Origin of the sequence: Nocardioides panzhihuensis (assembly GCF_013408335.1) — a bacterium.
Classification (GTDB): Bacteria; Actinomycetota; Actinomycetes; order Propionibacteriales; family Nocardioidaceae; genus Nocardioides; species Nocardioides panzhihuensis.
The window spans coordinates 1,343,164-1,356,316 of the sequence record NZ_JACBZR010000001.1 but is presented as its reverse complement, the minus strand read 5'-3'; the positions used below and the strand labels follow the sequence as shown (position 1 = coordinate 1,356,316).

Here is a 13,153-nt window from a genome sequence, read left to right as displayed (position 1 = left end):
GAAGGGTGCCACCTGGCAGAAAATCGCGCAACTTAGGCATTTCTGCCAATGTGGCAGGAATGCCTAAGAGCGCAGAATTACTGCCATGAACACAGCACTTCTCGTCCTCATCGTCCTGCTCACCGTCGCCGCGTACGCAACGTTCGCCGCCATCCGCGCCGACCGCCCCAGAGCCACCCCTCGTTCCCACGCCACCGACCCGGACTTCGAGCCCGTGGTGAGGTGGCCGTGACCGGACGGGGGCCGACTCCGATCGCCCTCCGTAGCAGCCCCTGACCTGCGGCGAAAGCCGACCGCTATTCGAGATCGCTATGTCAGGATCCGGAATCCGCCGCATGTGAGAGCGGAATGGAGCGATCACGAAAGCGCGATTGTCCCTCGGGCTCAGATCCACTTGTCTGCATCTATGAGCCTGTTCAGAAACCCCACTGCCACTGCCCTCAACCGACGCTCACTCCTCAGCGCCGCCGGGATCGCGACCGCGGGAGTGTCCGTCTCGCGGATCCTCGACCGGCCGATCGAAGACCAGATCTCCCACCTGACCCAGAACGTACGCCGTGCCTCCTCGCCGAGCGAGCTGAAGATCACCGACATGCGGATCGCGGTGGTGGCCGGCGTACCGTTCACCTCCCCCATCGTCCGCATCGACACCAACCAGGGCATCAGCGGCTACGGCGAGGTGCGCGACGACGCCGACAAGCGCTTCGCTCTCATGCTGAAGAGCCGCATCCTCGGCGAGAACCCCTGCAACGTCGAGAAGATCTTCAAGATCATCAAGCAGTTCGGCGGTCACGGCCGTCAGGGCGGCGGCGTCTCCGGGGTCGAGATGGCGATGTGGGACCTCACCGGCAAGGCGTACGAGGTCCCCGTCTACCAGCTGCTCGGCGGCAAGTACCGCGACAAGATCCGCCTCTACACCGACACCGCCGGTGCGGAGACTCCGGAGGGGTACGCCAAGCAGATGAAGGAGAAGATCGACGAGTTCGGCTACACCTTCGTCAAGATGGACGTCGGGATCGAGCTGATCAAGAAGATCCCGGGCACCCTGACCGGCGCCGGCCCCTGGGGCGATCTGGGACAGTACGACCTCGATCCGCCCAGCGACTCCTACGGCTCCACCGAGCACCCCTACACGGGGATCGAGATCACCGACAAGGGCATGGACGAGATCGCCAAGTTCCCCGCCGCGATGCGGGAGGCCATCGGCTGGGACATCCCGCTGGGGATCGACCACATCGGCCACTTCGGCGTCAACAGCGCCATCCGTCTCGCCCGGCGGCTGGAGGAGTACTCGCTGGCGTACCTCGAGGACATCCAGCCGTGGTTCCACCACGACGAGTTCAAGCAGATCACCGACTCCTCATCGACCCCGATCATGACGGGCGAGGACATCTACGGGCTCGACGGCTTCCGCCCGCTCCTCGAGCGCCGCACGTGCGACTACATCCACCCCGACATCGCAACGGCGGGCGGCATCCTGGAGACCAAGCGCATCGGCGACCTCGCCCAGGAGCACAACATCCCGATGTTCATCCACTACGCCGGCTCACCGATCGGCGCGATGGCGGCCGCTCACGTCGCAGCGGCGACGGAGAACTTCATGGCGCTCGAGCAGCACTCCTCCGAGGTGAAGTTCTGGGAGGACCTGGTCACCGGCCTGCCCAAGCCGCTCGTCGACAAGGGCTACTACCACGTCTCCGACGCCCCCGGGCTCGGCCTCGAGCTGGTCGAGGAGGTCGTCAGCGAGCACCTCGCCGAGGGCGAGAAGTACTTCGCCCCGACCGACGAATGGGACGACTGGAAGAACAGCCACGACCGCCAGTGGAGCTGAGCACCACCTACCCCGCAGCCCGATCAGTGACCATGACCATGGCCATGACCGTGGCCGTGGCCGTGGCCGCCCTGGTGAGCCCGGCGCTCCTCGTGCCGGGCCACCTCGGTGGCGTGGCAGTCTGACGCGGTGTCCAGGACCATCCCGCCGCTGCTGATCAGCAGGCCCGTCACCGAGCACGCAGCCCGCAGGCTCGCCTGGAACAGCGCGAGCGGGAGCACGGATCCCGACGGCGTGCGACCGGCCATCACCTCGAGCGCGCCCCGGACCGCGTACGCCGCGCCGTCGCGGCTCCCTGTCGGGTCGACCTCCGGCAACGAGCGCGCGGCCGCCTCCCAAGACGTCGCCGGCAGTACGCCACCGGCCACCGCCGCACAGGCGGTGGCGACAGCGCTCTGCACGGCCGGGAGCATCGACTGCCCGACGACGCCGTCAGCAGGGACGCGGAGACGTGCCCACCGATCACCGGCGCCGTCCGCGCCGGTCGCGTGCCCCTCGATCAGGCACCGGCGTCCGTCGACCTCCACGCGGTGGGCCGTACCGAGCAGGTCCGGTGTGACGGTCTGCAGCGGGACGCCGCGCTCGAGGCCGAGGACGCTCGCGCCGGTCAGCGCGGCCGCCTCCCCCAGCCGTGCACGCCGGTGGGCGCCCAGGTGCGGAGCAGCCACGGCGACCACCTGGAAGGGTCCTTGGAGATGGTTCACGACCAGCACCGCCAGCGCGTCCGAGGCGACTCGATCGGCCACCAGGAGCAGCGGTCGATGTCCGTCCGGCCCTTCGGCGAGCCGGCCGAGGAGCGGAAGGAGCTCGTCGGCCGAGCGCACGGGTCCGTCGTAGAGCAGCACCCTGGCGTCGTACAGCTCGGCCAGGTCCGCGCCTCGGTCGGTGACCATCGACGGGCTGAGCCGGCCGGTGTCCAGGGCCACTCCGGCGCCGACCTCGAGCGTCGGCTTCCCCACATACCTCAACGCCGGTACGACGCTGGGCGAGCGGTTCGGACCGCAGTGGTCGAGCGCCTCGATCACGAGCGATCCGAGCGCACCGGGCGGATCGCCGGCCGTCGAGACGGTGGCATGCGACCAGGGCCCGAGGGCCGTGTCCACCACTCGTCGCAGCTCGGAGGGCGACGCCCGGTGCGCCTGGTCGGCCATCGCTGCGAGCACGGCCTCGCACGCGAGCGTGAGCCCGTTGCGCAGCTGCACCGGGTCGGTCCCGGCCGCCACCTGGCGCGCAGCCGACTGCAGGAGAGCATCGGCGAGCAGCACCGTGTGGGCCGCACCGCCACCCGCGGCGCGGGCCACCTCAGCTGCGGCCTGCTGCAGAACCTGCAGCGCCAGCCGGGTTCCACCCGCGTCCGGCCGGAGCGACGCGAGCACGCGGTCTGCGTCCGCGGTCACCTCTGGTGGCCCGCTCCCGGCACCGAGCACGACCGTCCGTCCGGACCCGTCGATCAGCGGCGCCACCGCTCGGGCCGCGGCGCGGAAGCCGGCGCGGGCGCCGCCGAGCGCGCTCTCAGCGGAGAGGACGACCACGACCGCTCCTCCCGCTCAGCCCGGGCTGGCTCAACGGTGCTTCTCGGTGATCATCGCGGCTTGGAGCATCGCGCGGGCGTAGCCGGTGTCGTAGAGCTCGCCACCGTGACCACCGCCGCCCACATCGGCGTACTGGCCGCCGATCGAGCCGTTCTCCCGGTCGAAGTCGAGCGCCCTCGGGTGCTCGGCGAGCACGCCGAGGTGGTAGCCCGAGCGCACCAGCTCACGCATGAAGGCGAACATGTCGGTCTCCCCGTTGTCGGGGAAGACCTCGGCGTAGCGCACGAACGGCTCCTCGACCACGACATTGCGGTAGTGGATGTGGTTGACCCGGTCCTTGCGCGCCATCCAGCGCAGGAAGGACACCGAGTCGAAGCCCACCTCGGCGGTGACCCCGGAGTGGACGGTCATCCCGTTGGAAGGGCTGTCGACCGTCTCCACCATCCGTTGCCAGTCCGGGACGCTGCCCATGATCTGCGGGTTGCCGCGGCTGACCTGGTAGGGCGGGTCGTTCGGGTGGACGGCGAGCCGGACGCCGGCCTCCTCGGCCACGGGCACCACGCGCTCGAGGAAGTAGGCGTAGTTCTCCCAGAGCTGCTCGCGGGTGTAGACGGGCGTCCCGTCCCGCGGTGGCAGGTCCCTGACCTTGACGCCGTCCACCTCGCGGTCGGCGTCGAAGGCCGTGTAGCCGGCGCCGATCCGGTCGGTCTGGTCGACCTGCTCGTAGTAGCCCTCGGTGAGCCGGTGGATGTACCAGTTGTACTCGACCACGGGGATCCCGGCCTCGCCCGCAGCGCGCACCGAGGCGATGACCTTCTCCAGGTCCGCGTCGCGAGCCGCCGTGCCCTGGACGATCGACTGCGAGACCGCGATGAGGTACGCGGTGATGTGCAGGCCCTGCGACTCCAGGCGGTCGCGGTCGGCCCGCAGGGTCTCGGCGCTCCACGGCAGGGGCGGCGGATTCGTGACGAGCGCCCCGGTGACCCCGGCCTGTCGCCAGCGTCGTACCGTCGCCTCATCGGGGTTCCGGGAGAACCACTGGCACAGCTTCGGAGTGTCCGGCCCCTCGGCCACCTCCCCGGGCCAGGTCACGTCCGGGTACGGTCCGGGTCGCCGCTCGGCGGCGGACGCACTTCCCGGGACGTGAACGGCTGCTGCGGACGCAGCCGCGGCGGCCGCACTGAGCTTGAGGACGCTGCGGCGGGAATGATCTGTCATGAAACTGTCCCTTCGGTTCGAAACGCGTCGTAGGTCGTGATCAGTGAAGGGCGGACGACGTCTCCCTGACAACGGCGACTTCCGGATGCCTCGATCAGGAAAACTGATGGGCTGGGCAGATCGCCATTCCGCCCGGCGGCACAACAGTCCACGGCAGACCACGACCGGTTGCGCAATGCCCGGTATGTCGTACCGTTTACCTTCGGTATGACGCACGTCACAGCCACTCGGAGTCGTTTGACGGGCATGATCCGGCATCCTCACCGACCACGGCCGCGCGTGCACCCCCCACACCTGCCGACGAAGGAACGCGATGCTGAACACCGACGTACGACTCGAGTGGCTGGTCTCGTTCCTGGCGGTGGTGGAGACCGGTGGGTTCAGCTCGGCCGCGGAGGCCACCCACCGCTCCCAGCCGCGGGTCAGCATGCATGTCGCCTCCCTCGAGCGGGCCGTGGGCGTACCCGTCCTCGACCGCCGCAAACGACCCTCGGCGGTCACCCCGGCGGGCGCAGCCCTCCTTCGGCACGCCCGGGCGATCCTGCAGGAGGTCGAGCTGGCCGAGGCGGAGATGTCGAGCTTCCGTGGTGGCGCCCGCGGCGTCGTCAACTTCGGCGCCTACCCGAGCGCCAGCGCTGCCTTCATGCCGCAGGTCCTCCGCGATCTCGCCGAGTCCGAGCCCGACATCACGATCTCGCTGGTGGAGACCGACACCCTCGAGCTCGACAGCGCGCTGCTGCGTGGCGAGATCGACCTGTGCCTGCGACCGGTCACACCACGGCCGAAGCAAGGTGCGATCCGCACCCGTCCGCTGTGGCGCGAGCAGCTCGTCGCGGTCATCCCCGAGGGCGACCCGCTCGCCGAGGAGGACAAGCCTCTCGACGTCGCCGACATCGCCCACCGCGACCTCATCTCCATCGGCCGTCTGGAGTCCGACGTACCGCCCTCGTTCGAGGCCTATCAGCTCTTCCGTGACGAGGGCTACGAGCTGCACCCGGTGCAGGCCACCAACCAGCCACAGTCCCTGGTCTCGATGGTCCGGGCCGGTCTGGGCATCGGACTCACCAACGCGCTGGCTGCCCAGATCTCGGACCTCTCCGGGGTGAGGGTCAGAGCGTTGAACGGGCCGCACGAGCGGGTGGTCGCGGTCTGCTGGAACGCCGACGCCGTGCTCTCCCCCGCCGCTCGGACGGTGCTCACCGCGCTGGCACAGGCTCCGGCGCCTGCGGGGACCCGGCCCGTCGACCGATCGCGGCCCGTCGTACGCCAGGTGGTCGCGCCTCCTCGACAGATCCATCCGGCATCCGAATAGGGGCATACGAGAGACATTGTTCTCAGCGGTGACATGGCTCACTAGCGTCGGCTGAGCACGACGCCCCTCGTCACACCCTAGGAGTCCGCGTGACCGCCTCTTCCGATCCCCAGATCATCGACCGATACCGGAAAATCGCCTCGGCCTCGGTCGCCGACGCCGTCGAGAAGCACGGACACCGCGGTTACCTCGCGGGCCGAGTCGGCCAGATACGGCCGGGCAAGGTGGTGGGGCCGGCCGTCACCGTGCTGGAGGAGCCCAGCGACACCGCCGAGCCCCCGACCCACGCGCTGGACGCGATCGACGCATCTCCCGCCGGGAGCGTGCTCTGCATCGCCGCCGGCGGAGCCGACGTCGCCGTCTTCGGGGGCCTGATGGCTGCCGGAGCCGTGGTCAACGAGCTGGCCGGGGTCGTCCTCGACGCCGCCGTCCGTGACGTCGAGGAGATCACCCGCGACTACCCGGACTTTCCCGTCTACGCCGCCGGCACCGTCTCCGCCACCACCGTCGGGCGCTACCGCTCCGTCTCGAGCAACCAGCCGGTCCTCCTCGGCGACGTCGAGGTCCACCCGGGCGACCTGATCGTCGCCGACACCGACGGTGTCGTACGTGTCCCCGCGGACCTCGTCGAGCAGGTCCTGGAGACCGCCGAGGAGATCGAGCGGCGCGAGTCGGAGCAGACCAGGCTGATCCTGGAGGCACGGTCGCTCAAGACCGGGCTCGAGCTCTACAACCGGGTCTGACGTGGTGACGGACCTCATCTGCCTCGGCGAGCCGCTGGTCGAGTTCAACCCGGTGAACGGCGAGCCGCTCGACTCCGCCCGCACCTTCAGCGTCGGCTACGGCGGGGACACCTCCAACGTCGCCGTCGCCGCCCGTCGCTCTGGTGCCGACGTGGGCTACGCGACCCGCATCGGAGACGACGCCTTCGGAGACGCCCTGTTCCGACTCTGGACCGACGAGGGCATCGACACCGCTCTCGTCGAGCGCGAGCCGCACGGGACGACCGGGATCTACTTCATCTCCCGCGACCCCGAGCACAGCGCGTTCACCTACTACCGATCGAACTCACCGGCCACCCGGATGTCGCCCGCATGGGTTCCGGAGACGGCGATCCGCACGACCCGGGCTCTGCACATCTCCGGGATCAGCCAGGCGATCAGCACCTCGGCGTGCGACGCCGTCTTCCGCGCGATCGAGGTCGCCAAGGACGCCGGCACGCTGGTCTCCTACGACCCGAACCACCGCCCAGCGCTGTGGGAGACCGGCCGTGCCCGTGCCGTCATCCGGCAGACCGTCACCGAGGCCGACCTGGTGATGCCCAACCTGTCCGAGGGGCGCCTGCTCACCGGCCTCCTCGCTCCCGAGGACGTGCTGGCCAAGCTCGTCGACCTGGGCCCACGGATCATCGTGCTCAAGCTCGGCAGCGCCGGCGCCCTGCTCGCCCATGGCGGAGAGATCACCCGCTTCGCCGCGCCACGTGTCGACGCCATCGACAGCACAGGTGCGGGTGACGCCTTCGACGGCGCCTTCCTCGCCCAGCTCCTCGCCGGTGCCAGCCCACGTGACGCCGCCGAGTACGCCGTCCATGCAGCCGCCCTGACCACCCTCGGCCCCGGGGCGGTCGATCCCATCCCTCATCGCAGCGCCGTGCTCGAGACGCGCGGGTTGCGGTGACTCCTCGGATCACCCCCATCTCCCACGAAGGAAGACAGATGCTCACCACGACAAGGATGCGTCTCACCGCCACCGTCTCCGTCCTCGCGCTCGGCGTCCTCACCGGATGCGGTGGCGGCTCGACCGTCGAAGACCCCGGAGCGGCTGGTTCCGCCGCCTCTCTGCGGGCCGGCTACCTCTCCGCGATCGACCAGGTCGGGCTGCCGCTCGCCCTGGAGAACGGCTACTTCGAGGACCGCGGACTCAACGTCGAGGTCGCCGACCCGTTCCCGACCGGGGTCGACGCGCTCAACGCCCTCCAGGCCGGCGAGGTCGACCTGGTCCAGGTTGGAACTCCGCTGGTGCCGGCCGCGCAGAAGGGTGACGAGCTGGTGCTCGTCGGCACCTACACCGGGTCGGCCAGCCAGGCCAGCATCGACGACACCATGGCCGTCGTCGCCACCCCCGACGCTGGCATCTCCGCCGACGACCTCGGCAGCCTGCGCGGGAAGCGGATCGGCGTGTCGGTCGGCTCGATCAACCACCTCTACCTCCTGGGTCTGCTGGAGGAGGCGGGACTGAAGACCTCGCAGGTCACGGTCGTCAACACCGCGCCGCCCGACCTCGGCGTCGCGCTCGAGACCGGTGGCATCGACGCCGCGATCGCCTGGGACCCGTGGCCGATCACCATCACCGACCAGGTGGACGGTGCCGAGGAGGTCATGCGCGGCGGCGGCTACATCCCGTTCGTGGGCTACCAGGTGACCACTCGAGAGTTCCTCGACGAGCACCCGGACGAGGTCGCCGACTACCTCGCCGCCCGCGCCGAGGTGGACAAGTGGATCCGCGAGAACCCCGACGAGGCCGGTGAGGCGGCCACCCGCTGGCTGCCCGGCACCGAGAGCGCCGTCGCCCAGCAGGCGATGCAGCACAACGTCAAGCAGCTCGACCCCCGTTTCAGCGCGTGCAACTACCTCGCCCTGGACACCGTGGCGGACCTGATGGCCCAAGGTGACGCCGCCGAGCCGGACTTCGACCCCGCCCCCTACTTCGACCCGGCACCCATCCTCGAGGTGATGGCGGAGAACCCCGACCTCTTCGAGGGCCTGCCCGAGATCCCCGCGCAGGCCCAGGTCGAGGAGGGCTACACCTACGACCAGGCTGCGGCTGACAAGGCCTGCCAGTGACCACGATCGACCCGCCCGCCCGCTCCGTGGGGCGCGTACGTCCTCGGCCCGGGCCACGACGCGGCTCGGAGGCGGTCTGGTTCGCCGTCCCGTTCGTCCTGCTCGTCGCGATCTGGTGGCTCGTCGTCGAGGTGACGGGCACCACGGCGCGTACGTTCCCGCAGGTCACCGACGTGATCGCCGCGCTCGCGGAGATGGCTGCCAGTGGCGACCTGGCCCGTCACCTCGGCGCCAGCGTGCAGCGCATGCTGATCGGCGCCGTGCTTGCGGTCGTGACAGCGATCCCGTTCGGCATCGCCCTGGGGTCCAGCCCCCGGCTGTCAGCCTTCTTCTCCCCGCTGCTGCGGTTCTCCGTCGCCCTGGCCGGGATCGCGTGGATCCCGATCGCCACGCTCTGGCTGGGCTACGGGGACCGCGCGGTCATCTTCATCGTCTGGAACGCCATGTTCTTCGCTCTCACCTACAACACGGTCCTCGGGGTCCAGCAGATCCCGGTGCAGACCGTGCGCGCCGCCCGTTCGATGGGCACCCGCGGTCCACGGATCGTCTGGGAGGTGCTGCTCCCGGGCGCCCTGCCCAGCATCGTCACCGGCCTGCGGATCGGGCTCGGCTATGGATGGCGAGGACTGGTCGCGGCCGAGATCATCGCCACCAACGCCGGCCTGGGGTATGCCCTGTTCCTCGCTCAGAGCCAGTTCGACACCGGCGTCATCATCGCGTCGATGGTCATCATCGGCGTCCTGTGGCTGCTGATGGACCGGCTCATGCTGGCGCCGTTGGAGCGGCGTACGGTCGAGCGCTGGGGCATGAAGGCGGTCTCGTGATGACGACGATGACTCCCCCGGCACCGACCCGCACTCCCGTACGCGTGCCCCTGTGGCGCCGCGTCGGGACAGCGCTTCTGGCCCATCCCGCCGTCCGTACGCTCGGACCGTTCGTCCCGTTCCTCCTGATCTGGTGGGCGGTCGCGGCGGCGGGAACGGTCAACGCGGCCTTCTTCGCCGGCCCCGTCGAGGTGTGGCAGTCCTTCGCCGAACTGGTCCGCAAGGGCATGATGCCGAGCTACCTCGGCGACTCGCTCGAGCGGCTGGCGTACGGAGTGGGCTTCGGTCTCCTGATCGGCCTGCCGCTCGGCTTCGTGGTCGCCCTCTCGTCCTGGGCGCGCCGTCTCACCTGGCCGCTGCTGCTCTTCTTCCAGGCGATCGCGGACATCGCCTGGCTGCCGATCCTGATCGTATGGTTCGGCTTCAGCCTGACCTCGGTGACCTTCGTGATCGTCTACACCGTGGTCTTCCCGCTGATGCTCGGCATCGTCGCCGGCGTCGACCAGGTGCCACGCGAGCTCGTCAACGCTGCCCGTAGCCTCGGTGCCGGACGCCTACGGGTGTTCTTCGAGGTGATCGTCCCGGGCTCCCTGCCCGCCGTCGCCAGCGGTGTCCGCACCGGCCTCGGCTACGGCTGGCGGGCGCTGATCGCCGCCGAGATCATCGTCGGCACCAGCGGAATCGGCTTCATGATGTTCGACGCCCGCCGCGCGGGCGAAGTCAGTCAGGTCTTCCTCGGGATGATCGTGCTCGGCGTGCTCTGGTACGCCCTGGACGCACTCATCCTCGCCCCGTTCGAACGGGCGACCGTGGAACGGTGGGGACTCGTACGCCAGATGGAGGCAGCAAGATGAACACCCTCGAGATCAACGGTCTCCGCAAGGAGTACGTCGACCACTACACCGGAGAGACGATCCCGGCCATCGGCGAGGTGACCTTCTCCATCGGCGAGGGTGAGTTCGTATCGGTGCTCGGCCCGAGCGGATGCGGGAAGACGACCGTGCTCAACATCGTCGCCGGATTCATCGACCACACCGCCGGAGACGTGCTCGTCCACGGCAGATCCGTGCACGGCCCCGGTCCCGACCGTGGGGTGGTCTTCCAGAGTCACGCGCTCTTCCCGTGGAAGACCGTGCTGGGCAACGTCACCTTCGGGCTCCGGATGAAGGGCGTCTCCCGTGCCCAGCGGGAGGTGGCCGCGGCCGACATCCTCGAGCTCGTCGGCCTGAGCGGCTTCGAGCGGAAGTATCCGCACGAGCTCTCCGGCGGCATGCAGCAACGCCTCGGTCTCGCCCGCGTGCTCGTCAACGAGCCCGAGGTGATGCTGATGGACGAGCCGTTCGCCAGCATCGACGCCCAGACCCGGCGCAAGCTCCAGCAGGATCTGACCGAGATCTTCGAGAAGCGCCGGCCGACGGTCTTCTTCGTCACCCACGACATCGACGAAGCGGTCTTCCTCTCCGACCGGGTCGTGCTCCTCTCGCACCGTCCCAGCACCGTCGCGGAGATCATCGACATCGAGCTGCCGAGGCCGCGGATCTGGCGGGAGACGGTGGAGGACCCCCGCTTCCGCGAGTACACCCACCACATCGAGGAACGGCTGGGCGGAGGTGAGCCGGATGCACAGGCTGGCTGAGCGGGTCGGCGGCGTTTGGCGCAACAAGGTCCTGCGCCGCCTCCTGGTCCTGATCGCCATCGTCCTCGCCTACCAGCTGTGGCTGACGATCCAGTCCGTCGGCAAGGTGGATGACGGGGTCGGCCTACGCCCCGACGCGAACGGCCGTTTCGCGGTCGACGTGCGGCTCGGGTTCGCCCCGGAGCGTTTCCACATCCTCGAGCTGCAGCAGCACGGCCGGGTCTCGGGCTCCGACGGCGAGACCGTCCACCTGCGTGGGGTCTCCGACGCCGGCGTCGACGCGCTGGCCCACTTCTACTGGATCGAGCAGATCGCTCCGGGCGAGGGCAGAGCCTCCTGATCCGCACTCGGCTTCCCGAGACGCACGAGGGCCCGACCACCAGCTGGTGGTCGGGCCCTCGTGTTGTTGCCTAGAGCCTCAGCTCATGCGTTTCACTGACCGCCGGTCAGCTTCTCGCGCAGAGCCTGCAGAGCCTCGTCGGAGGCGAGCGAGCCGCCGCCCTCCTCCTCGGCGACGGTCTCGTCGACCGAGCCACCCGAGGAGTACGAGGTGGCCTCGCCGGCCTCGGCAGCCTTCTCGGCGGCCTCCTGCTGCTGCTTGATGTGGGCCTCCCAGCGCGCGTGGGCCTGAGCGTACTGCTGCTCCCACTTCTCACGCTGCTCGTCGTAGCCCTCGAGCCACTCGCCCGTCTCCGGGTCGAAGCCCTCGGGGTAGAGGTAGTTGCCCTGCTCGTCGTAGCTGGCCGGCATGCCGTAGAGCGTCGGGTCGAACTCCTCGACGTCGGTCGAGGTGACCGTCTCGTTGGCCTGCTTGAGCGAGAGCGAGATGCGGCGACGCTCGAGGTCGATGTCGATGATCTTGACCATGACGTCGTCGTTGACCTGGACGACCTGCTCGGGGATCTCCACGTGGCGCTCGGCCAGCTCGGAGATGTGCACCAGGCCCTCGATGCCCTCCTCGACACGGACGAACGAACCGAACGGCACCAGCTTGGTGACCTTACCCGGGACGATCTGGCCGATCTGGTGGGTGCGGGCGAAGTGCTGCCACGGGTCCTCCTGGGTCGCCTTCAGCGACAGGGAGACACGCTCGCGGTCCATGTCCACGTCGAGAACCTCGACGGTGACCTCGTCACCGACGGTGACGACCTCGGACGGGTGGTCGATGTGCTTCCAGGAGAGCTCGGAGACGTGGACGAGACCGTCGACGCCACCCAGGTCCACGAACGCACCGAAGTTGACGATCGAGGAGACGACACCCTTGCGGATCTGACCCTTCTGGAGCTGGGTCAGGAAGCCGTGGCGAACCTCGGACTGGGTCTGCTCGAGCCAGGCACGGCGCGACAGGACCACGTTGTTGCGGTTCTTGTCGAGCTCGATGATCTTGGCCTCGAGGGTCTGACCGACGTACGGCTGCAGGTCGCGGACGCGACGCATCTCGACGAGGGAGGCGGGGAGGAAGCCACGCAGGCCGATGTCCAGGATGAGACCACCCTTGACGACCTCGATGACCGCGCCCTCGACGACGCCGTCCTCCTCCTTGACCTTCTCGATCGTGCCCCAGGCGCGCTCGTACTGCGCGCGCTTCTTGGACAGGATCAGACGGCCTTCCTTGTCCTCCTTCTGGAGGACCAGGGCCTCGACCTTGTCGCCGACCTCGACGACCTCGGACGGGTCGACGTCGTGCTTGATCGAGAGCTCGCGCGACGGGATGACACCTTCGGTCTTGTAACCGATGTCGAGCAGGACCTCGTCCCGGTCGACCTTGACGATGACACCGTCCACGATGTCGCCGTCGTTGAAGTACTTGATGGTCTCGTCGATCGCGGCGAGGAAGTCCTCTTCCGACCCGATGTCGTTGATCGCGACCTGAGGCGCGTCATAGTCGGGGAGAGGAATGTTGAGCGTGCTCGTCATAAGGGAGGTGGTTTCCTTGGGTGGACAGATATCGTCGGGT

The 13,153-nt window shown here is 69.0% G+C and carries 13 protein-coding genes; 10 read left to right on the top strand and 3 right to left on the bottom strand.

The genetic code is table 11. The annotated features are described in order from the left end of the window. The first annotated feature begins 85 nt into the window (after positions 1-85). Both BJ988_RS06310 and BJ988_RS06305 read left to right on the top strand, forming a co-directional pair. Positions 86-232: a hypothetical protein gene (locus tag BJ988_RS06310; RefSeq protein WP_179657236.1), complete on the top strand. Its 147-nt coding sequence runs from the start codon at positions 86-88 to the stop codon at positions 230-232. A 174-nt stretch (positions 233-406) separates the two neighbouring features. Then, the gene (locus tag BJ988_RS06305; RefSeq protein WP_179657235.1) at positions 407-1,831 is read left to right on the top strand and encodes a mandelate racemase/muconate lactonizing enzyme family protein; all 1,425 of its coding nucleotides are present in this window, start codon (positions 407-409) and stop codon (positions 1,829-1,831) included. A gap of 23 nt (positions 1,832-1,854) precedes the next feature. Here the strand turns inward: BJ988_RS06305 and BJ988_RS06300 are convergent, their stop codons facing one another. After that, positions 1,855-3,363, bottom strand: coding sequence for a TCP-1/cpn60 chaperonin family protein (locus BJ988_RS06300; RefSeq protein ID WP_179657234.1), 1,509 nt, complete (start codon positions 3,361-3,363; stop codon positions 1,855-1,857). A gap of 30 nt (positions 3,364-3,393) precedes the next feature. Further along, entirely contained in the window at positions 3,394-4,581 is a 1,188-nt protein-coding gene (locus BJ988_RS06295) for a mannonate dehydratase (protein ID WP_179657233.1), read from the bottom strand. A gap of 313 nt (positions 4,582-4,894) precedes the next feature. On the opposite strand from BJ988_RS06295, the gene BJ988_RS06290 reads away from it, so the two are divergent. The 8 genes from BJ988_RS06290 to BJ988_RS06255 all read left to right on the top strand — a co-directional run bounded on the left by BJ988_RS06290 (position 4,895) and on the right by BJ988_RS06255 (position 11,536). Continuing rightward, on the top strand, positions 4,895-5,893 hold the full coding sequence (locus tag BJ988_RS06290) for a LysR family transcriptional regulator (RefSeq protein ID WP_179657232.1): 999 nt from the start codon (positions 4,895-4,897) through the stop codon (positions 5,891-5,893). 89 nt (positions 5,894-5,982) lie between these two features. Beyond that, positions 5,983-6,636: an RraA family protein gene (locus tag BJ988_RS06285; RefSeq protein ID WP_179657231.1), complete on the top strand. Its 654-nt coding sequence runs from the start codon at positions 5,983-5,985 to the stop codon at positions 6,634-6,636. A 4-nt stretch (positions 6,637-6,640) separates the two neighbouring features. Continuing rightward, the gene (locus tag BJ988_RS06280) at positions 6,641-7,570 is read left to right on the top strand and encodes a sugar kinase (protein ID WP_218860620.1); all 930 of its coding nucleotides are present in this window, start codon (positions 6,641-6,643) and stop codon (positions 7,568-7,570) included. Between the two features lie 38 nt (positions 7,571-7,608). Beyond that, positions 7,609-8,736, top strand: coding sequence for an ABC transporter substrate-binding protein (locus BJ988_RS06275; RefSeq protein ID WP_218860618.1), 1,128 nt, complete (start codon positions 7,609-7,611; stop codon positions 8,734-8,736). Further along, on the top strand, positions 8,733-9,560 hold the full coding sequence (locus BJ988_RS06270) for an ABC transporter permease subunit (RefSeq protein ID WP_218860617.1): 828 nt from the start codon (positions 8,733-8,735) through the stop codon (positions 9,558-9,560). The genes BJ988_RS06275 and BJ988_RS06270 overlap by 4 nt, the downstream gene beginning before the upstream one ends. Next, on the top strand, positions 9,560-10,414 hold the full coding sequence (locus BJ988_RS06265; protein ID WP_218860615.1) for an ABC transporter permease: 855 nt from the start codon (positions 9,560-9,562) through the stop codon (positions 10,412-10,414). Before BJ988_RS06270 ends, BJ988_RS06265 begins: the two co-directional genes overlap by 1 nt. Further along, positions 10,411-11,196: an ABC transporter ATP-binding protein gene (locus tag BJ988_RS06260; RefSeq protein WP_179657229.1), complete on the top strand. Its 786-nt coding sequence runs from the start codon at positions 10,411-10,413 to the stop codon at positions 11,194-11,196. Before BJ988_RS06265 ends, BJ988_RS06260 begins: the two co-directional genes overlap by 4 nt. Continuing rightward, complete coding sequence (locus tag BJ988_RS06255) at positions 11,180-11,536, top strand: hypothetical protein (protein WP_179657228.1); 357 nt, start codon at positions 11,180-11,182, stop codon at positions 11,534-11,536. Before BJ988_RS06260 ends, BJ988_RS06255 begins: the two co-directional genes overlap by 17 nt. 92 nt (positions 11,537-11,628) lie before the next feature. Here BJ988_RS06255 and rpsA read toward each other — a convergent pair whose 3' ends face one another. Continuing rightward, positions 11,629-13,113: a 30S ribosomal protein S1 gene (gene rpsA, locus BJ988_RS06250; protein ID WP_179657227.1), complete on the bottom strand. Its 1,485-nt coding sequence runs from the start codon at positions 13,111-13,113 to the stop codon at positions 11,629-11,631. Between the last annotated feature and the right edge of the window lie 40 nt (positions 13,114-13,153).

Bases quoted from the DNA above. Each gene is read 5' to 3' on its own strand.
- BJ988_RS06310 (WP_179657236.1), top strand. From the start codon at position 86: ATGAACACAGCACTTCTCGTCCTCATCGTCCTGCTCACCGTCGCCGCG.
- BJ988_RS06305 (WP_179657235.1), top strand. From the start codon at position 407: ATGAGCCTGTTCAGAAACCCCACTGCCACTGCCCTCAACCGACGCTCA.
- BJ988_RS06295 (WP_179657233.1), bottom strand. From the start codon at position 4,581: ATGACAGATCATTCCCGCCGCAGCGTCCTCAAGCTCAGTGCGGCCGCC.
- BJ988_RS06290 (WP_179657232.1), top strand. From the start codon at position 4,895: ATGCTGAACACCGACGTACGACTCGAGTGGCTGGTCTCGTTCCTGGCG.
- BJ988_RS06275 (WP_218860618.1), top strand. From the start codon at position 7,609: ATGCTCACCACGACAAGGATGCGTCTCACCGCCACCGTCTCCGTCCTC.
- BJ988_RS06265 (WP_218860615.1), top strand. From the start codon at position 9,560: ATGACGACGATGACTCCCCCGGCACCGACCCGCACTCCCGTACGCGTG.
- BJ988_RS06260 (WP_179657229.1), top strand. From the start codon at position 10,411: ATGAACACCCTCGAGATCAACGGTCTCCGCAAGGAGTACGTCGACCAC.
- BJ988_RS06255 (WP_179657228.1), top strand. From the start codon at position 11,180: ATGCACAGGCTGGCTGAGCGGGTCGGCGGCGTTTGGCGCAACAAGGTC.
- rpsA (WP_179657227.1), bottom strand. From the start codon at position 13,113: ATGACGAGCACGCTCAACATTCCTCTCCCCGACTATGACGCGCCTCAG.